The 20605-nt window shown below is 44.0% G+C and carries 12 protein-coding genes; 4 read left to right on the top strand and 8 right to left on the bottom strand.

Translation table 11 applies throughout. The features are described from left to right. Positions 1–7: 7 nt before the first annotated feature. The 3 genes from I2494_RS11660 to I2494_RS11650 form a co-directional block, all read right to left on the bottom strand. On the bottom strand, positions 8–553 hold the full coding sequence (locus I2494_RS11660) for an antibiotic biosynthesis monooxygenase (RefSeq protein ID WP_218467024.1): 546 nt from the start codon (positions 551–553) through the stop codon (positions 8–10). Positions 554–606: 53 nt separating this feature from the next. Next, a complete protein-coding gene (locus tag I2494_RS11655; protein WP_130590376.1) occupies positions 607–1248 on the bottom strand; it encodes a hydrolase in 642 nt (213 codons plus the stop codon). A 404-nt stretch (positions 1249–1652) separates the two neighbouring features. Beyond that, positions 1653–1886, bottom strand: a complete 234-nt coding sequence (locus I2494_RS11650) for a hypothetical protein (RefSeq protein WP_218466849.1) — start codon at positions 1884–1886, stop codon at positions 1653–1655. Positions 1887–2048: 162 nt separating this feature from the next. Between I2494_RS11650 and I2494_RS11645 the strand changes: the two genes are divergently transcribed. Next, the gene (locus I2494_RS11645) at positions 2049–2960 is read left to right on the top strand and encodes a LysR family transcriptional regulator (RefSeq protein WP_218466850.1); all 912 of its coding nucleotides are present in this window, start codon (positions 2049–2051) and stop codon (positions 2958–2960) included. On the opposite strand, the gene I2494_RS11640 is transcribed toward I2494_RS11645, so the two are convergent. Together I2494_RS11640 and I2494_RS11635 are read right to left on the bottom strand one after the other, a co-directional pair. Beyond that, on the bottom strand, positions 2957–5494 hold the full coding sequence (locus I2494_RS11640; protein WP_218466851.1) for a fimbria/pilus outer membrane usher protein: 2538 nt from the start codon (positions 5492–5494) through the stop codon (positions 2957–2959). The genes I2494_RS11645 and I2494_RS11640 overlap by 4 nt on opposite strands. 684 nt (positions 5495–6178) lie before the next feature. Continuing rightward, positions 6179–6793 carry a helix-turn-helix domain-containing protein gene (locus tag I2494_RS11635; protein WP_228350933.1) on the bottom strand — a complete coding sequence of 205 codons (615 nt, stop codon included), beginning with the start codon at positions 6791–6793 and terminating at the stop codon, positions 6179–6181. A gap of 325 nt (positions 6794–7118) precedes the next feature. Between I2494_RS11635 and I2494_RS11630 the strand changes: the two genes are divergently transcribed. Both I2494_RS11630 and pbpC read left to right on the top strand, forming a co-directional pair. Next, positions 7119–13121, top strand: a complete 6003-nt coding sequence (locus I2494_RS11630; protein ID WP_218466853.1) for an alpha-2-macroglobulin family protein — start codon at positions 7119–7121, stop codon at positions 13119–13121. A gap of 39 nt (positions 13122–13160) precedes the next feature. Beyond that, positions 13161–15551 (top strand): penicillin-binding protein 1C, encoded by a 2391-nt coding sequence (gene pbpC / locus I2494_RS11625; protein WP_218467025.1) that lies wholly within the window; start codon positions 13161–13163, stop codon positions 15549–15551. A gap of 3 nt (positions 15552–15554) precedes the next feature. On the opposite strand, the gene I2494_RS11620 is transcribed toward pbpC, so the two are convergent. Both I2494_RS11620 and I2494_RS20700 read right to left on the bottom strand, forming a co-directional pair. Beyond that, positions 15555–16721, bottom strand: coding sequence for a YbfB/YjiJ family MFS transporter (locus tag I2494_RS11620; protein WP_218466854.1), 1167 nt, complete (start codon positions 16719–16721; stop codon positions 15555–15557). A gap of 380 nt (positions 16722–17101) precedes the next feature. After that, positions 17102–17725, bottom strand: coding sequence for a peptidoglycan DD-metalloendopeptidase family protein (locus I2494_RS20700; protein WP_407657903.1), 624 nt, complete (start codon positions 17723–17725; stop codon positions 17102–17104). A gap of 19 nt (positions 17726–17744) precedes the next feature. Between I2494_RS20700 and I2494_RS11610 the strand changes: the two genes are divergently transcribed. Further along, complete coding sequence (locus I2494_RS11610) at positions 17745–18062, top strand: hypothetical protein (protein WP_228350932.1); 318 nt, start codon at positions 17745–17747, stop codon at positions 18060–18062. A gap of 469 nt (positions 18063–18531) precedes the next feature. On the opposite strand, the gene I2494_RS11605 is transcribed toward I2494_RS11610, so the two are convergent. Continuing rightward, a complete protein-coding gene (locus I2494_RS11605; protein ID WP_218466856.1) occupies positions 18532–20322 on the bottom strand; it encodes a DUF4153 domain-containing protein in 1791 nt (596 codons plus the stop codon). Positions 20323–20605: the final 283 nt, after the last annotated feature.

Genomic DNA, 20605 nt, shown 5'->3' with positions numbered 1-20605 from the left:
ATTACTCTTATCGGGCTTTTAGCCATCGAGCAAAAATTCGTGTCATCATCGGCATCCAGAAATAGACCATTAATCCGGCGACGGTGGCATCATTCAGAAAGTGACCCAATAAAGTCCCTTTCAGTTGAGGAAAAATAAATCCCCATATCAAAGGAACAACCAGGGTTGAAGGAAAAATCACTGCAATAGAAATAATAAATTGTTTCCATCGCGCAGGTTTACTTACTCCTGCCTGAGGCGGTGTAAACCAGAATTCAGCACCAGGCCGAACCTCTAATACATCGTCCCCGGCCAAAATTGGCTTTATATCCACTACCAATTTTTTTCGTTCGTCCGATTGAGTCCAGCGGTACAGGTTATCCAGTGAGTTAAAACGAATTAACACGGTATAAGTTTCATCATCTCCTGATGGGCGTATTACGTTAACGCCCATATGGCCTTCGAAATGCTGAGCTATCGGTATAATTCGCTGTAACCACTTTTCATAATCCGAGCGGTGAATAGCATGAATTTTATGGGTGATCACCAGCGTTGCTGGTTCGGAATTCGCCATCATAAAGAGATTTCCCCGAAAGAAAGGATGGCGCAAAGCGCCATCCGGGTGCATCACTTAGTGCGAGGTGCGGCTTTGTGTACCAGTGTATAAGCGTAATCTACGCCCATACCATAAGCACCGCTGTGCTCACGAACTAAATCCATCACCGCGTCATAAGTCTCTTTACGAGCCCAGTCACGTTGGTACTCCAGCAGAACTTGTTGCCAGGTTACCGGCACGGCACCGGCCTGAACCATGCGATCAATCGCGCGTTCATGAGCATCAACAGAAGTGCCACCGGAAGTATCCGTCACGACGTAAACCTCAAAACCTTCTTTTAGCGCCATCAATGCAGGGAAAGTCAGGCAAACTTCTGTCCACAGAGCTGAAATAATCAGTTTTTTACGGCCGGTAGCCTTCACCGCTTCAACAAACGCTTTATCTTCCCATGAGTTCATTGATGTACGTTCGATTGGCTTAATTTCCGGGTGTACCGCTAAAAGCTCAGGCCAGATATAACCGCTGAAACTTTCGGTTTCAACAGACGTATAAATGGTTGGAACATTGAAGATTTTTCCTGCTTTGGCTAATGCGACAGTATTATTTTTCAACTGTTGACGATCGATATTGGCAACACCAAAGGACATTTGTGGCTGATGGTCGATAAAAATGAGAGTTGAATTTTTTGGATCGATAAGTTCGTGAATAGACATGTTCATACCTTTTTCAAGAAACAAGAATACATACAGCACTATTAAGAATAGTGCCAAATATAGAGTTAGCCATAAATCTAGCAACGCTTTACAAAATCATTAATAACTACTGAAGACGTTGACAAGAATACGCTTTAAAAAAGAAAAGGAAATGACTAATATCTTGAAAGACATGAGTTAATAAATAAGAGAAATAGCTATAAGCTATTGTATTAATAGCTTATAAAAATGTTTTTTATCAAGTTCAGTCAACCACCCTGAACAACACCATCAACCTGACTGATGGATAAACTAACAACATAACCTTAACCAAAAAAATAAATAAAATCATTATAAACAAAAGGATAGATGCGTTTCATTGTTTTTCAGGTAATACATGCATCTATCCTATCGCCCGTGACTGACTAACACACAACAGCACTGATATTCATACCAAAGAAGTCATTACTGTATTTATCCTTGTTCACTTGATATTTCTTTAAAGCCGCTTCGGTTCCCTCCGATAATATATGAACATTAGAGACAACAAATCCTTGATATAATAGTGAACTAATAACTTCACCACATTCTTTATCTTCTAAACATTGAGGAACAATAATTTCATCTTTTAATAAAAAAACGTAATGTTTATTATTCATATATTCTCCGCAATAGGTTATAAATATTCCACCTGAATCCGGTTGTCAGTGGTAAGCTTGCTACCGGGTAATGTTTCATCGCGATAAACGGATTACAGCAAAACTATGCTGTTATTTATAATGAATAATTATCCACCGGTGATAACCAACAGGAATGGAATAATGGAAATACGCCAGTTGCATGCGTTTGTGGTGCTTGCGGAATCCCTGAGCTTCAGAGAGGCTGCGCAAAAACTGTTTATCACTCAACCAGCATTAACCAAACAGATCAAAGCGCTGGAACAGTCACTGGGTGCCCCTCTGTTTACGCGTGGTCGTCATGGAGCCCAACTATCGTCATTTGGTCAACAGCTGTATGAAAAAGCCAGGGACTTGGTTGTACAGGCGCAAGAATTTAAGCAGTTTGCTCAGGAGAGCGCCCGTCAAATTAAGGGAAATCTGGCTATTGGCTATGGTTTATCCGGGATAAAGTTAGTTCCTCAGTTAACCGCCCAGTTTAAAAAACGCTATGACAGCATCAGCATTAAACTGGTGGATATGACCTCCTCAAAACAGACCGAAGCACTATTGGAAAATCAGTTACAGATAGGATTTTTACGCCAGCCCGTGCACCCTGGTTTAGAGTGCCGCACGCTGTTAACGGAGAATCTGGTACTGTTAGTTAATCCTCGCTTTTATCCTTCAACCGAGATCAACGCGCAAAACTATGCCCAACAGCTTAATAAGCTCCCTTTTATTCAGATAGCCACTGGCTTTTGTGCTGGTTTTTCTCACCTTTCCCATCAGATAGAAAAATTTCTACACGCTAATCATCTGGCACCTAAAGTCATTCAATATGTCGAAGATATGCAAACCATGCTGGCGCTGGTTTCTACGGGAATGGGGGTAGGAATCTTTCAGGGGAGCGCCGTTCATATTGCACCGGCAGATGTTGATATTATTCCTTTATCCGGCGAGCACGCCAGCTGGAGTATGGGTATGTGCTGGAATGCAAAATTTGCTAATCCCGTCAGGGATATCTTTATCAATATGGTGATAGAGCAACAAAAGTCGATGATAGCAGATAACAGTTAGCTACAGGTCTGCTGCACAATGTGAATGACGCCCAACGGTATCCCTTCAGGCAAACGATAACTCACCCGGCAAGACTGCTCATCCGCCTTGCCCCACTGAACCAGCACATCACCATCTTGCTCCAGACCATTCAGAAATACTTGCCCCTCTTCACCTACCAGGCTGCTTTGCGAGTGTTCTCCATTTTCTAACGTTGCCACTGCACCAAAAGGTACTGGCCCCCCTTCGGTACGTAATAACGTCATCAATACCCGATAACCCGGATGTGTATCAAATTCGGTAACCACTACCGCTCCCCGGGTTGGAACCGTCATGCGTACTGGCTGAATTGATTGGTCATCATCCAATCCGCTTAATGAGGTTAACGATACCTGATTTCTGCGATAAGGTTGTACGCTGGGTAATACACCATACCCCCGGAAATCTGTATAGACGCCGGTTTGATTATTGACGTTAACATTATTGAAACCCGGAGCTTTAATTAAAGCTATCGTTTCTCCCAGCGACTGAGACAACGTAATACCATCCTGATGTATCACCACCCCACCAGCCACACCATAATTCAGCTTTTGGCTATGGTTATCATAGCTGTAAGCTGCATTGGTTTCGCCATATCCACTTTTATAAGCCATTCCTACGTTGCCGGTAGTGTTATTATTATTACGATCGTAACCTGCTTGTGCATTCCAGCTCAGCTTATTGCCCTCTAACCCACTGCCACTTAAACCGGTATTTTGGATAACTCCACCTTTTTTGCTGTTACTGATGTTGTAATTAGCACTGGTTGTGGAGTGCCAGCGATCCAAAGGAATACTGATATTCAGTGCAGAAATCTGATCGCTATCGGTATAGGTCGTGCCACTACTGGCAGTCGTATTTCGGCTATAGGTATAGTTCAGACCAAAACGAATACGATCCCAACTGAAGTTGTAGCCAATACCGGCAGAAGCGGTACTGCTATTATTCCAGTAATCTTCATTAATGAAACTGAGGGAAAGCGCACCCTCGCCGACTTTTTGAGAGACTAATGCTTCCTGACGGTTACGCTGTCGGTTTTGATAACTTTTACTATTGTTACTATAACTTTCCAGCACATCGGTCAGCCCATAAAATCCATCGGTCGAATAGCGATAGCCCGCCACCGTGACATTGGTACCCGTTTGTAAAATGTTCTTGTTATAACGAGCACGGAAGGAGTGACCGTTATAGTTTTGAATAAAATGTTCCCCTTGCCTGAGAGCAGATTTAGCCTGAGTAGCATCAATAGATAACGCCCCCAGGATCCCCATACTTTTACCAAAACCAGCCTGTAATGCATGATATTTGCTTCCGGCAACCTGACTACCGCCATAAGCTGTCATTCCCCAGGGCAGACCATAGCTGCCGGTCAATTGAGTAAAGACTGTTGGCTCAATACTATTGTTATAAGAACGATATTGTCCGGAAGACAGGCTATATTTCATTACCCCCTCACGTAACAACATGGCTAATGAAGCATAAGGCACCAATAGATGTTGTTCGCTCCCATCCGCTTCTTTGATAGTGACATCTAAATCACCGGAGCTACCGGTAGGATAAATATCATTAATTTCAAACGCGCCCGGGGCAACATGTGATTGATAAATCACATAACCATTCTGACGAACCGTGACTTCGGCGTTGCTACGGGCTATCCCCCGAACCACCGGAACATAGCTGTTTAAGCTATCGGTAACCATATCCTCATCAGACATAACCTGAACGCCACGAAATGCCACGCTATCAAACAGATCGGAAGGCGTATTACTGTCGCCGATGGTCAATTGACTTTTTAGCGAATGGATATCCCGCATCGCGTAACTATAAATAGATTCCCAGCGCTTATCCTGATTGCTGCTGTTCCAGGTAGAGTAATTACGAAATCGCCATGCGCCGAGATTAATGCCCGGTTGTAAGCTAATAAACTGCGAGTCCGCGGCTGAGCCCGGACTGACAATATGATGTACCCCTGTCAAACTATAATTGAGTAACACCGCATTAATACCATCATCCCAGCGATCTACGGGAACATATCCACTGGGTACAATGGTAATCGCTTCTGCAGGTAAACGAATATTTAAGCGCTGGGCACTGAATTGTAATACTGCGTCGGCTTGGGGAATAACCGACAGGTTCATACACTGCCCGGTATGGGTTCCGTCTGATTGCAGTTGAGGATAGATATTAACGTTGATTCCCAGCTGTTTAAGATTTTCCAGACTAAAACAAGGTTGCAGGCTATGTTGGCCGTCAGAATTTTCACTCAGTTGAAAAGGAACATACCAGGTATCAATCATTTTATCGTTAATATAGATATCAACATAGTATGTGTCACCAGACTGAAACCGATGATGAGCAGGTTCATCTGCCTTATTTGGGTCGATAGCCCCCCTTACCAGAAAAGCCGGATTAAACGCATTTTCAGCAAAAGTACGGGATACGGAGCCTGTGGTTACAATGAATATCAAAGTAACAACCAGCGCCCAAAAACTATGGCGAGACCTATCTCTTTTCATAAGGTGAAATCTTAATCTTTATACATCCTGTAACAATAATCAGGCATCAACCCAAAACCGGTTAAATACACACTTAAGTTAACACCGTAACCCTATCTAACGCCCTACTGGTGGGGCTGACATGATACTTTTGGCGAGTTCCTGCCTGCCCCAGAGAAGCAATTAAAAACCGCAAAAATCTACGCATTAACTCAATAAATCGCTGTCAATATCACCCAATCCCTCAGATGAATTTGTTATTCAAAACTATAGCCTTAAGATAATCATAAAGTTAATAACAATGAGGGCTAAAAGAAGAATGTATTGAACCCTAAACCGTGGTAAATAAAACAATCATAAAAAGATAACCTTTTATTTATCCTGAATTTTCTTCCCTAAACATGTCATTTCTTATCTATTATAATTATTAATATGGTAATGATGATTATTCTTAATAAGATACTAATAAAAAATATGAAATAAAATTGTTCCAGAAAATGGCTCTGGATTCAATAAAGAATTACCCCACATCAAATAAATTAACAATACTGCAATATTTACATTAAATATAACACTTATAAAATATACAAAAAACCAACGCCAGATAATAAATAATATATCTTTTAATAAATAGGTCAGTAAGTATATTTAAATAAAACCAAAAAGTAAGTGCCTGATATAAGACACCTACTAAAGAAGATAATATTAGTATTTGATTGGTAAATAGTTTAATTCAAGCAGCCTTCCTTTTTTCAAAGTAATATAGCCACCCAGTTTCAAATCTGATAATACCTTCATGATGTAACTACGAGATAAGTTAGTTCGCTCCTGAATAAATTCAGTAATATTAATATGATAACGCTTATCTTCAGACATTAAACTTAGCTGCAACAATAAGTGACGCACCACCAGATACGAACTTTTAGTATGTGCATAGCTGTCACGCCACAAGAAAACAGCATGATAGTATGACAACACGGTAATAACATCCAGCCAACGATGCTTTGTTTCAACTGCCTGAAAAAATGCATTACGTTCAACAAGTTCAATATCACAAACGCTGTTAGTGTGCAGATAACAAAAACGTTGATAGGTTTCGCTCATGGGCAAACCAATAAGTTGACGATTTTCACTTGAGAATAATAATAAATCATCTGACTTTCTTCTTAACTCAACTTCACCTTCATGAAAAATAATAATATCAGGCCCATCACTGGGAATTATCACCCCTGGCTTAATAAGCTCTCTTTTCCCCATCCCTTGCACTAAGGACATAAGACCAATAATGGTCTCTTCGGGTCTTTCTGGCATAGGAAGCATCACTATTTTTCCTGAATAATATATTTTTATAGTAGGTACAATTAATAAAAATTGTTATATGAACATATCCAAGTTTAATTTAACTGAATTAAATAAAATATAAAAGCGCTAAAAAAATGGGAAGTTTATCTGTCTATTTATCATTCTGATGTCTGAATATCATCCTGTGATTATCATCAGAGATCCTCGAGGTGTCTCATATTTATAACATTCGCTACTATTGTGTGTGGTCGTTCTGAGATAACATATCAACAAGAAACAGGATGGATCCTTACTCAAAGATGCCACCTCTACAGTATTCAGCAGTATTTAAAGGATTATCTCTATGGATTTACTACGATTTATATTGCGGCTTCCCTTCACACTTTTACGTGCCATTTGGTGGACTATCAGCGCCATCTTTCGCCTTGCCAGTAAAATTCTGTCCCCTGTTATTGGGCGGGTTCATTGGCAGTTACCGCGTTGGTCTAAATTTATTGGGCAGCTCTTTACCACTGTGGAAGCTTGGGTAAATCGTCATCCTAAAGGAATATCCCTGGCCATCATTCTGCTCGCCACTGTAGGAGGAGCATCTATTTATGGCTATCACTGGAACCTTAATCGTCCTAAACCGATAGATCCGGCACCAATGGTCTATCAACAAACCGATATTCGCGTTCTTTCCCCCCGTGCTTATGACTATTCATCGTCTAAGCCATCGCCTCAGCGCGTTACTTTACGTTTTTCTCACTCCTCAGCGCCTATCACGCTGGTTGGCAAAACGTTGTCACAGGGCATCAGCATCACGCCAGCAATAGAGGGCGAATGGAAATGGGAAGATGAAAGAACGCTGGCCTTTACTGCCAGTAAAATATTACCCATGGGTCAGAAGTACCAGATAAAACTGGATGCCGATAAACTGGTTGCCCCTCAAATTAAGCTAAATAACACCAGTTATGATTTCACAACCGAACCATTTAAATACAGCCTGAATCAGGCTGAGTTTTACCGTGACCCGCAAGATCCACAGAAAAAAAGTGCTATCTTTGCCGTGAGTTTTAATGCGCCGGTTGATGTCGTCAGCTTCGAAAAGCAGCTTTCTCTGTCTCTGTTACCTTCTCAGCCGTTAAAATACTCCGTGGTTTACGACGATAAAAAATTAAAGGCTTGGGTACACTCTGAGTCACTGTCACTACCGGATAATGCCGGTCAGGTAAAATTGCTGGTTGGCAAAGGGGTGAAATCTACCGTTACCGCGAATCAGGTTGATCAGGCACAAAGCAATATTGTGAATGTTCCTGGCTTGTATAGCCTGCAACTAACCGGTGTGAACGCCGTATTAGTCGACACTGACAATGGTAAAAGTGCCAAAGCACTGATCGTTGAAACCAACGATAACGTTAACGATAAAGCCATCAAAAAGGCAGTAACCGCTTGGTTATTACCGCAACACAATTCGCAAGATGATAATCAAAGCCTGGAGCCTACCGATTTTTACGACTGGAGCCTCGAAGCGATTGATGAAAAAATCATGGCGCAATCTAAAGCTCTGACGTTCACCATCAATGACGCAGAACAAGAGAATCAATCCATATTCAGTTTTGCCTTTGATGCACCAGCGAACCGCTCGTTGCTGGTAGAAGTTGAAAATAATATAACCTCTACCGGAGGTTATAAGCTCAAGCAGAAGCAGTTCCGGGTTATTACTGTACCGGACTACCCTAAAACCTTACGTTTCATGTCCGAAGGTTCACTGCTTTCTATGCACGGGGAAAAACATATCACTGTTGCCGCCCGTAATATGCCAGGGTTGCAGTTGGATATTAAACGAGTCATTCCCAGCCAGTTACAGCATATCGTTTCATTTAAATACCGTGAATTTAGCTCTGCAGATTTTCGGCGTCTAGACAGTGAATATTTCACCGAACACTTTACCCATCAAGCCGCGTTGAAAAACGATCAACCGGGTGAAATTAACTATCAGGGTATCGACCTTTCCCGTTACCTGACTAATAACTCTGACTCTAAGCGCGGTATTTTCCTGCTGACGCTTTCCCAATGGGATCCGGCGAAAAAAGCCCAAAAGGCAGAGACTGAATATGATGGCAACGACCCTGATGCGGTTGCAGAAGAGTTAGATGAAGAACAGGAAGATAATGCTGTTCTGGACTCCCGCTTTGTTGTCGTTACCGATCTGGGAATTATCACCAAGAAGTCTCTGGATGGCTCCCGCGATGTATTCGTTCAGTCTATTTACTCTGGCAGCCCGGTTGATGGCGCTAAAGTCTCGGTTGTGGGCAAAAATGGCGTTGTACTGCTGAGCCAGACCACCAGCAACGATGGTCATGCACGCTTCCCGTCACTGGAAGAGTTCCGCAATGAACGCTCTCCGGTGATGTTTCTGGTTGAAAAAGAAGGTGATGTCTCTTTCCTGCCAACGACGGCTTATTACGACCGCCAACTGGATTTTTCCCGCTTCGATATTGATGGCGAAGAAAACCCAACCGATCCACGAACCTTAAACAGTTATCTGTTCTCTGACCGTGGTGTATATCGCCCGGGTGATACTTTCAATATTGGTTTAATTACCCGTACCGTTGACTGGAAAACGTCGGTGGAAGGTATTCCTCTGCGGGCAGAAATTCGCGATCCACGCGATACCGTTATGAGCACAATTCCTCTAACGCTGGATAAAGCCGGATTTAACGAACTCAGTTATACCACCAGTGAAAACTCACCAACCGGTGACTGGAGCATCTACCTGTATCTGGTAGATAAAGATAACCGTAGCTCCCGTCTGTTAGGCAGCACAACGGTTAAAGTAAAAGAGTTTGAGCCAGACAAGCTGAAAGTTGAATTAAAGCTTACGCCTGACCGTCGTCAGGGCTGGGTTAAGCCACAAGAGCTAAAAGCGGCAATTAATGTACAGAACCTGTTTGGTACACCAGCTCAGGATCGTCGGGTAACCTCTAAGCTAACGTTACGTCCTATTTACCCAAGCTTTGGTCAGTTCCCTGACTATATGTTCTATGAGAATCGCCACAGCAATGAAGGGTTTGATACCGAACTGGAAGAGCAGACCACTGATAAAGAGGGTAATGCAGACATTCCGTTAGGCATTAATTCCTATGCTGCTGCAACTTATCAGCTCCAGTTGGTTTCTGAAGCATTTGAAGCCGGTAGCGGCCGCTCTGTCAGTGCCGCAGCGCGAGTTATTGTTTCGCCTTATGATTACCTGGTAGGGGTAAAAGCCGACGGCGATCTGGACTACATTCATCATAATTCAGCGCGTCATCTGAACATTATTGCGATTGATCCTCAGTTAGCCTCTATTCCGCTGACGGATATCAAAGTTTCGTTGGTTGAGCAAAAGTATCTGTCGGTACTGACTAAACAAGACTCCGGCGTGTATAAATATCAATCCAAGTTGAAAGAAGAGACTATTTCACAACAAACGATGTCCATTGCGGCACAAGGTTCAGACTTTACCCTCGATACCAGTAAGCCGGGCAGTTTTGTATTAGTGATTAAAGATGCCAACGATAAAGTGCTTAATCGGGTTGATTACACGGTTGCGGGTAATGCCAATATTTCCCGCTCTCTCGATCGTGATGCTGAACTAAAAATGAAGCTGGACAAAACAGAGTACCTGCCGGGTGAAGAGATAGAGATTGCTATCAATGCGCCTTATACCGGTAGCGGTATCATTACTATCGAGCGCGATAAAGTGTATAGCTGGCAGTGGTTCCATTCTTCCACTACCAGTTCTATCCAGAAGATTCGCGTACCGGCAGAGATGGAAGGCAACGGCTATATTAACGTGCAGTTTATCCGCGACATTAACTCTGATGAAATCTTTATGAGCCCGCTGAGCTACGGCGTAATGCCGTTTAAAATCAGCCATCAGGCTCGTCAGGCAAAAATGACCATCGAATCACCAAATGTGATTAAACCAGGCGAAACGCTGGCCATCAAAGTCACCACGGATACACCACAGCGCGTTGCGGTGTTTGCGGTTGATGAAGGTATTCTGCAGGTTGCTCGTTATCAGTTAAAAGATCCGCTGGATTACTTCTTCCGTAAGCGTGTTCTTAGCGTTGAAAGTGCCCAGATATTGGATCTGATCCTGCCAGAGTTCAGCAAGATCATGTCCCTGACCTCGGCACCGGGTGGTGACGCGGGTGAGAGTGTTGACCTTCACCTTAATCCATTTAAACGAAAAAGAGATAAGCCCGTGGCTTACTGGTCCGGTATTACCGACGTTAACGGTGAAGTGACCTTTAACTATCCGGTTCCTGACTACTTCAACGGCAAGATCAGGGTAATGGCGATTTCCGTTACTCCGGAACGCATTGGCCGAGCGATGAACTACACCACCGTGCGCGATGACTTTGTGCTAACGCCAAACCTTCCAATGATGGTTTCACCGGGCGATGAATTTGATGTCAGTCTGGGAGTAGCGAATAACCTGACAGACCTCAACGGTGCTAAAGCCGATTTGAAAGTGTCAATGATACCGCCGCCTCAGCTACAAGTCGTCGGTGAAGCTGAACGGGCATTAACACTGGCAGAGAAGCAGGAAGGATTGGTCACTTTCCGCCTGCGCGCACTGGATAGCCTCGGTAATGCCTCCGTGGTGTTTAAAGCGGCTTATGGGGATAAATCTGCTCAACGCACGGTTAGCCTCTCTCTGCGCCCTGCTATGCCATACCGTACACAAACCCTAATGGGTCGTATGGATGGTTCTCAGCAGAGTGTGAAAGATATTCGTCAGATGTTCCCGGCATTCGCCCAGCGTGATGCCAGCGTCAGCCACTCACCGTTGGTGCTGACTAACGGTCTGGCAAAATACTTGATCGATTATCCGAATAGTTGCTCAGAGCAGATCATCAGCCGGGCGGTTCCTTTACTATTCCAGAATAACCATCCAGAAATGAAAGGCACATTAAGCCAGACTGAAGTTCGTGACCAGATTAAGCAAACCCTGACAGTACTGTTATCGCGACAGAATAACCGGGGGGCAATTGGCGAATGGCGCTCAACGCCAAACCCTGATTCATTTATTACCCCTTATGCCGTGCAATACATGCTGGAAGCGAAAGCCGCGGATTATCCGGTTCCTGAAGCGCTATTGAAGTCGGCTAACGTTTATCTGCGTAATCTGGCGGCTGATGATGCATTCCGTAGCCTTGGTGAACTACGCTTACGCGCTTTCGCTGCTTACCTGCTGACCAGACAGGGCGAGATCACCACTAATGAGTTAGCAGCCATTCAGAGCCGATTACAAAATAACTATCCGGAACGTTGGCAGCAGGATCTGAGCGCTCTGTATCTGGCCAGTGCTTACAAAATGCTGAAAATGGACCAACAGGCCGATCGGTTACTAGAACCAACCTGGAAGCTGCTCAGTAATGCTTATGATAAAGCCTGGTGGACACAAAGCTATCTGGATCCATTGGTTCAGGACAGTACGCGTCTGTATCTGATTACCCGTCACTTCCCGGAAAAAGCAGCACAGATCCCACCACAGCTGCTGGAAAACATGGTATTAACGCTGAAAGCAGAGCGTTACACCACGCTCTCTTCCGCTATGAGCATTTTAGCACTGGAGCAATATTCGGCATTAGTGGCAAGCAATACTAATGAGCCAAATGGATTAACTATCAGCACCAGAACGGGCCAGGATGGCACACCACCACAGGTAACCTCTACCCTGATGGGCTTTATTGCTAAAACACAGTTTGCTGATGGTACGAAAGAGATTCTGTTTGATAACCCAGCTAAGGCACCAGCCTGGTATGTGGTCACACAATCAGGCTATGACTTACAGGCGCCAAAACAGGCGATCTCGCGTGGGTTAGAAATCACCCGCGATTATACCGACGAGAAAGGCCAGCCGGTAACTCAGGTTACTCTGGGGCAGAATCTGTATGTGCACCTGAAAATTCGGGCCAACTCCGCAGAAGGTCTGGATAATCTGGCAATTGTTGATTTGCTGCCGGGTGGATTTGAAGTGGTACAGCAGACACCACAGGCTTCAAACGGTGAAGAAGAAAGTGGAAATGCTGATGATGCATGGATATCACCAATCAGCGTAAGCGGTTCCAGCTGGCAGCCGGAATACAGCGATATTCGTGAAGATCGCGTACTGATTTACGGTAGCGCAACCAATAAAGTGCAGGAATTCATCTATCAGATTAAGCCAACCAATACCGGTGTCTTTACTGTGCCACCGGCTTATGGCGAAGCCATGTACGATCGTGAAGTTCAGGCGCTTTCTGTTGGTGGCACTACGTTAACTGTTACACCACCGGCGGCAGACAATGCCGCCAGTCAACCCTCACAGTAAGAGGATTAGACGCTTACCGTGAGCCGCTTACGCAGCACAATGGGTAGCCGGGTAGTGAATGCCATCCGCAGACAACTACAACCGGCTACCTTTAAGCGTCACATGCAAAACCTGTTGATGGGCGTGTTTTTGCTGGCGCTATTTTGCATCGGTTTTCGCTTGTGGCCTCACCCACCGCTCTCTCAGGGGTTACCTCTCTCAACGGCTTATTACGACCGTCAGGGAACCCTACTGCGTTTTTCTTTAGCTAATGACGACCGTTATCGGCTATGGACCAAACTGGAAGATATTTCACCGTTGGTGGTGGAAGGCATTCAACTTCATGAAGACCGCTGGTTTAAGTACCATCCAGGCTTTAACCCTTACAGCCTGATACGTGGTTTTTGGGTCAGCTATATCAGCGGAGGGCGGCAACAAGGTGGTTCAACACTGACCATGCAGTTAGCCCGTATGCACTGGCAACTCAACACCAAAACCCCGCAGGGTAAGCTGGTGCAAATTGTGCGCGCCATTCAGTTAGAACTCAGCTATTCAAAACACGATATTCTGGAAGCCTATCTGAACTATGCGCCCTATGGACGCAATATTGAGAGCATCGGTGCCGCCAGCCTTATCTACTTTGATAAACAACCCAATGACCTGACGTTACCGGAAGCCCTGACTCTCGCCGTTCTACCCCAATCACCCAGTTATCGTATTGATATTAATATCGGTATTGTTGGAGAGGCATTAACCAAAGCGCGCAACCAGCTCTATCATCGCTGGCAGTCAGAACACCCGTCAGATAACAGAATGTCTGCGCTGTTTCAGTTACCGCTTTCTCTGCGCCAACCTGAAAAACTGCCTTTTATTGCACCTCATTTTGTTGAACAAATACAACAAGACAAACAGCGTCGGGCAATCACCAACCAAACCGTTATAACCACACTGGACAGCAATTTACAGCTGTTGGTGGAAAAACAGGTGAATGCCTTTATTGAGCGCAATCAGAGTAGAGGAATACACAACAGCGCTGTCTTATTAGTCGATACACGGGATATGGGGATCAGAGCCATGGTTGGTTCAGCGGATTACCATAATCGAAAAATTCAGGGACAAGTTAATGGAACCAATGCCAAACGCTCTCCTGGTTCTACGCTAAAGCCGTTTATTTACGCCCTTGGCCTGGAACAAGGCATTCTTCACCCGATGACCATACTGAAAGATGTACCTTCATCTTTTGGCGCTTATGCACCTGAAAATTTTGACCGCCGCTTTCTCGGCCCTGTCTCTGCTACAGATGCCTTGAACTACAGCCGCAATATACCTGCGGTTTATATCTCTTCTCGCCTGAAACAGCCTAATCTTTATCAATTTCTACAGCTGGCCGGTGTGGCAAATCTGGCCAGTGAAAAGCACTATGGTTTATCTTTGATTCTGGGTGGTGGTGAAATTACCGCCCAGGAACTGGCGCGAATGTATTCTATGTTGGCTAATCGCGGTGAATTAAAACCGCTACGCCTGGAACAATCGGCACCAATGACATCATCAGTGCGCCTGTTAAGCAATGAAGCCAGCTTTATCACATTAAGTATGCTGAGTCAGCACCGCAGGCCGGGAGATACACTGGCTCAGCAGCCTACCTCGCTACCAGTCTACTGGAAAACAGGTACCTCATGGGGATTTCGCGATGCCTGGAGCAGCGGGATTTTTGGCCCCTATGTGTTGATTGTCTGGCAGGGAAATTTTGACGGTAAGGGTAATAATGCGTTTATTGGTGCAGATGCCGCAGCCCCGCTGTTTTTTAATATTATCGATAGCATACAGGCTGACTATCCGGCGTTAAAAGAGCCCAATCGTGGGCTACCACCGAACATTAAGCAGGTGGAAATATGTCTGGCCAGCGGCGATTTACCTACTCCCTGGTGCCAGCGTAAAGGTAAAACCTGGTTTATTCCCGGCAAGTCACCGATTAAAGTGGATACGGTTTATCGGCCTGTGGTTATCGATAAAGCCAGTGGCCAGGTTGCCTGCCCGCCTTATCGGGATGAGGACGTCACTACCGAAATATTTGAATTCTGGCCTTCCGATTTAGCTAACGTCTTTGCCCAGGCTGGTTTACCCAAACGTACACCGCCCTCTTCTGCTCATTGTAAAATAAGCGGAGCAGTTACCACCGGGCAAGCACCGCGCATTACATCTCCGCTACGCAACACCACCTACACGCTGCGTAATGTTAAACAACGCAACGACCCCATCGTTTTTAGCGCCATTACCGATGCCGATACCAAGGTCATTTACTGGTTTGTTGATGATATCTACCTGGGAAATACCGCCAGTAAACGCACTATCGAATGGCGACCAATTACCAGTGGGCGTTATCGCGTACGGGCTATAGACGATCGCGGGCGGGCAGACTCCAGAACCCTGAACGTTGAATTGGTCAACTAGTGTCTAAGCCTCTGCGCCTTCCTGTTCAGATTGTTTAACGTTTTCCGTCCATACCAGAAAACCGGCTAACAACAGTGCCAGTGCTGCAATATATAATGCAGGTTCCAAATGATGAGTTAATGAAGTCGACAACGCTGATAACATCGGGCCAACCAATTGTCCTACTGCATAGCCTGTTGTTAGCAAACCAGCCATATAACGGGCGTAGTCCGGTGCCAGTTCTCTGCCATATTGCAAAGCAAGCTGAACCACACATAAAAATGCACCGCCAACCAAAGTAGCACCTATCACCAATCCGCTAATTCCGGGCACCAGCTCAGCACAGGCAATACCTATTGCCTGTAACCAAAGAGCAATGGCCAAACGCACAGGTGTCGGAGTACTAAAATAGTGACGAGTCATAATACCTATGGCGATACCTACTACAGAAGCTGCACCAAATACCGGCCAGACAAACTGAGCAAACAGACTCTCGGGAAAACGTTGAACCGCCATTTGAGATAAGAAAGTAGCAGGAAGAATATAACCAAATCCCGCCAGGCTGTAGCTGAGAACCAGTCGTTTTACTTTGCGAGTCATCACCAGCGGAGACTGAACAACACCACCGGCTCGATGTAGCTCGCCTTTACGTGGGAAATTGGCAGTGACACAGGCGATCAGAATCAACGCTATACAGCCATAACCAAACCAGGCCATCTGAGCGTTCCAGTTAAAGGTATGAAACAGTACTGCCAGCATCCCACTAAGAAAAATTCCGGCACCCGGCCCGGCAAATACTGCCGCTGCCAATCCCGGTTTCCCCAACGTTAATAAACGTTCATTGCTCCAGGCCGCGACCATCACTAATCCCCAACCACTGGCCCAGCCAATAACAAAACGGATCAGGCTATGCCAATAAATACCGGATACCATACCCGACAACAGCGTCAACAGCACCGCTCCCCAGACACCGCCCCATAAGCGATATTCCACATGGCGCGTAGAGCGCATGGCATCATAAGAACCGCACAGATATCCCAGATAGTTAAAAGCCGCGACAATACCCGCCCCAGTGAGAGAAAAATCACCTTCAGCCAACATCAAAGGAACCTGAGGCGTAAAAGCAAAACGCCCAATTCCCATCGCCACGACTAAAGCAATAAACCCACTGAAAGCAATACGTAACGCCATCGTTGTCCCCCGATATATTTAAGACAGCGGTATAACTATAGTTGAGATTTAAACCAGAAATAAAAACGAAGGACGAGCTTGAGAGGAATATCACTTATTGTTTATTGGAGTAGCAATGCTTTCATCTTTTTCATTGTGAACGGGCGTTCAACCAACAACCAAATGAGATGGCAATACTCAAATAACAAAAAACCAGCCTTAAGCTGGTTTCAGACTGCTGACAAAGCCAGAACGTTCAATTTTTTACCTTAAGATAGCCAACTGTCAGGTCAAGTACAGGCTGTCTTCCGGCCGGACACAATGGCATTACATGCAACATCATTATGACGGCCGGAACATCCTCAAAATCAGATAAAAATATTATGATTCAAAGAATGACTTTAATCCGTCGACTTTTGTGCTCTCATCGTATAAAGAATCCGCCCTTCACCTAGCGAGCGATACTCAATATCACGACGTGGTTTAGCAAAGCCACCTTCTTGCCCCTGGTAGCTGGCAAACTCAACATCACGAGTTTTCGCATTACCAAATGGGTTTCTTCCTACATTACCGCTGTTGTCCGCAAGACGGGTATTGTCATAACCACCACCGGGTAAATTGAAGTTATTTACCAGAACTAAATCGCTGGACAGTGGATCCACAGCACGGTCATTCACTCTCAACTCATAGTGTAAGTGAGCGCCTGTGCTACGACCGGTATTACCCGATAATGCAATTTTCTGACCACGGCTTACTCTTTGCCCTGGCTGTACCATCAGTTTACTCAAATGCATGTAGTAGGTTTCATAGCTATTCTTATGACGAATGACTATGTAATTACCAGCAGAAGGACTGTATTTAGCAATAACCACTTCGCCCTCACCCGTAGAGACTACGGTTGAGCCAATGGGCATTGAAAAATCAATTCCTTCATGTGGAGCACGCTTACGTGTAACCGGATTTAAACGATAAGGGTCAAACTGAGATGTCACTTTAAGAGGCTCAGCGGTCGGGTAGCGAAACATAGCGCTACTGCTAGGGCCGGTGGCTAAAGTATATGACTTGGCATCCGCCATTTTGGTTGAAGACAACCGCTCAGATGAAACTTTGGCTGTTTTAGCCGTTTTAGTGCCCGCAGATTTAGTTTTTGCCGTTTTAGTTACGGAGACTTTTTTATCTGATGCTTTGGTTTTTGTGCTCTTGGTACCTGAAGATTTAGCGGCAGAAGCCGTTTTAGTACCAGAAGTTTTCGTATTTGATGTTTTGGCGTTAGACGTTTTGCTATTAGTCGACTTAACAGAAACTTTAGCCGTAGAAGCTTTATTTGATTTGCTACTTGAACTACTGTTCTGGGAAGCGTAAGAACTACTCGCTACCAATAGCAGACAGCATCCAATAGCTTGACATAATCGCTTATTAGAAACTTTCTTTATAATATTAAATCCCGCTGACATTGCACCTGTACCCCACTACAAACATCCATTTTCTATTGTGGATTCCGAATAAATAACAAACCGAGGGCGTATTGTGCACTATCTGAGTCAGAATTTGCGTATAATTTTGTAAATATCAGGGATAACGCCAATAAAAATTGAAGTTAGCAACAACATGGTAATAAAAATTTTATACAGATCAAAGAATAATTCTACTTCTATTTCTAATAAAAAATTTCTCCCTGACACCGGTTGTTTAATGAAACAGGCCCTCAAACATGAGATATAACGCTATAAAATTGTAATAATTTAGTAAAATCTTAATATATTCCTACCAAACTTCGATTTTTATATAATTAATCTCATTTAAAGCTAATAATCCATGATTGTTATTATCTTCATTCTACCGCTGGATAATAAATCTTAACCGGTTCGTTGCCGACTTCTGCATCGAGCCATCGTTTATTTCTTGCTTTCACATTTCCCTCCTTCAACGCCTGCTCAAAATAGGTTACGTTTACCGTTGTCGGAGGAAAATAAGCATGTCCAATACTTTTCCATTCTTCGCGCTGTTTAGCAAAAACATGGCAGCTGATATCTGAACCACGTTCAATATGACATAACAAGTATTCATATATACCATCCTGATTTAAATCCAGAGAGTTGACGACACAGACATCGCTATCTCGCAAGCATAAATCAATATCAACCTGTTGATTATTCTGTAACATTTTCCACCAATTCTCTTCCGGCATTTCGGTGTTTTTCGCTAATACTAACTTTTGCTGAATAAAATTTGATGTGAATTTTGGATGTATCTCTTTTAGTTCTTCAAGCTCACCATGAACTTCCCAGCGATTATGCTCTGTCATCACCCTCTCCAGACGCTGTTTACGCTGCGTATTGCTGACAAACGACGTGTCCTGATAGAGAAATATCAGCGCTTCCTGACCTCGTTTACCCGTATTAAACCGTAACAGGGACAAATCTAAATTGTCTGCACTGACCTCTCCGGTTTGATAGCGCTTCATTTGGTCATTGACGCTAATACGGTAAGGGTCAATCAATGGTGTATTAATCAAAATCAGCAGAACTATACAACCAGGAATCAAAACTCGATTAATCGAGCCTAATGGATGTAACCAGCTTCGCCGACTACGAATCACTGCAATGGCGTAACTACATGAGAAAAAGAACGATACGATTATCACCAGATATCCCCATACTCGTATCGGAGTCCAACCATATTCATTCACACGAATAGAGATTGCATACAGAGCCAACCCTGCATACAGCGGTAAAACCAATAAAGATGCATTGACTATCAGCCTGACCGGCGTTGGGTATGGCGGTACTTTTAATCCGCTTTTATAAACAATATTTATTGCGGTAATCAGCAGGCCAACCATAGTGACCAATAGCGCTGAAGGTGACCAGGTAGCGGATAACGCATCCAGACCAACAAATGGCAAAGTAGCCATAAAGATTAACGCCACAAAAGAAAGCACAGGAAGCAGCCCTTTAACCATAATGGTTAAAAGATTGCGTACGGCTTTCATCAAATGGGTCTGAAGGCGACAGGTTCTAATCCCCATCCCGATAAGAAAACCATTGATAGTATAAATAAACAGATTATTTCTAAAAAACAGGTGACGAAAAAAGTGAATATCCAGTTGCTTAAACAACTCAACGCATAACCATAAGATTCCCCAAAAGAGAACGATCAACAGCAGGGTGAAAATAATGGTAATAGCATTAACACATAGATGATCATAAATAGTGGCATAGCTAACGTTCCACTGTTTATTCTTAATACGCGTCTGTAACCAGGGCAATGCAATAAACATCAGAGCACACAATGAACAGAGATAAGGTACGACAACACCATCATATTGACTAATGTTATCCACCTCCTCCACATTCCAGTTAACCCAGGTCGTGGTCAGTAGAATAACCAGTAAGCAAATCGCCAGATTCTGCCATAAAAACCGATCTCTCAATCTCATGATGGTAAAAGCAAACACCAGAGGTAATACCAGTAGTAATGCTTGCCAGTACAAAATGGTGTTTTGTTGCAGCAGCAGTGAGCTACCACTGCCATGATGGATTATAAAGGTTAGAAAACCCTGCAATATGCAGACAAATATGATGAGAATACGACTCAATCTGGGTAAGGAATTATCACTCATAATGGCTGTTTCCATCTGCCTGAAATAAAGTGAATAACGTATTGCGGTATAAATGAAGCTTGTCACAACATTCTGGCTCCAAATCAATATCCGTTATTATCACGTAACAAAACTTTAAACCCATTTTAGTCGCTTCAATTTAAATTACGTACTGTACTTACGTGATATAACAACTCAACAGAACGAAATCCCCCCTGAAATATCCTGGTTATTTTGGATAACCAACTAATAGCGATCATAATGACTTGATATAGTTGGAATTTTGATCATTTATTTTGCAAAA

The organism is Limnobaculum allomyrinae (genome assembly GCF_016649425.1).
In the GTDB taxonomy this organism is placed as follows: domain Bacteria; phylum Pseudomonadota; class Gammaproteobacteria; order Enterobacterales; family Enterobacteriaceae; genus Limnobaculum; species Limnobaculum allomyrinae.
The sequence above is the reverse complement of the archived record's forward strand: the minus strand, read 5'-3'. Positions and strand labels throughout refer to the sequence as shown.

Bases quoted from the DNA above. Each gene is read 5' to 3' on its own strand.
- I2494_RS11660 (WP_218467024.1), bottom strand. From the start codon at position 553: ATGGCGAATTCCGAACCAGCAACGCTGGTGATCACCCATAAAATTCAT.
- I2494_RS11655 (WP_130590376.1), bottom strand. From the start codon at position 1,248: ATGTCTATTCACGAACTTATCGATCCAAAAAATTCAACTCTCATTTTT.
- I2494_RS11650 (WP_218466849.1), bottom strand. From the start codon at position 1,886: ATGAATAATAAACATTACGTTTTTTTATTAAAAGATGAAATTATTGTT.
- I2494_RS11645 (WP_218466850.1), top strand. From the start codon at position 2,049: ATGGAAATACGCCAGTTGCATGCGTTTGTGGTGCTTGCGGAATCCCTG.
- I2494_RS11640 (WP_218466851.1), bottom strand. From the start codon at position 5,494: ATGAAAAGAGATAGGTCTCGCCATAGTTTTTGGGCGCTGGTTGTTACT.
- I2494_RS11635 (WP_228350933.1), bottom strand. From the start codon at position 6,793: ATGCTTCCTATGCCAGAAAGACCCGAAGAGACCATTATTGGTCTTATG.
- I2494_RS11630 (WP_218466853.1), top strand. From the start codon at position 7,119: ATGGATTTACTACGATTTATATTGCGGCTTCCCTTCACACTTTTACGT.
- pbpC (WP_218467025.1), top strand. From the start codon at position 13,161: ATGGGTAGCCGGGTAGTGAATGCCATCCGCAGACAACTACAACCGGCT.
- I2494_RS11620 (WP_218466854.1), bottom strand. From the start codon at position 16,721: ATGGCGTTACGTATTGCTTTCAGTGGGTTTATTGCTTTAGTCGTGGCG.
- I2494_RS20700 (WP_407657903.1), bottom strand. From the start codon at position 17,725: ATGTTTCGCTACCCGACCGCTGAGCCTCTTAAAGTGACATCTCAGTTT.
- I2494_RS11605 (WP_218466856.1), bottom strand. From the start codon at position 20,322: ATGAGTGATAATTCCTTACCCAGATTGAGTCGTATTCTCATCATATTT.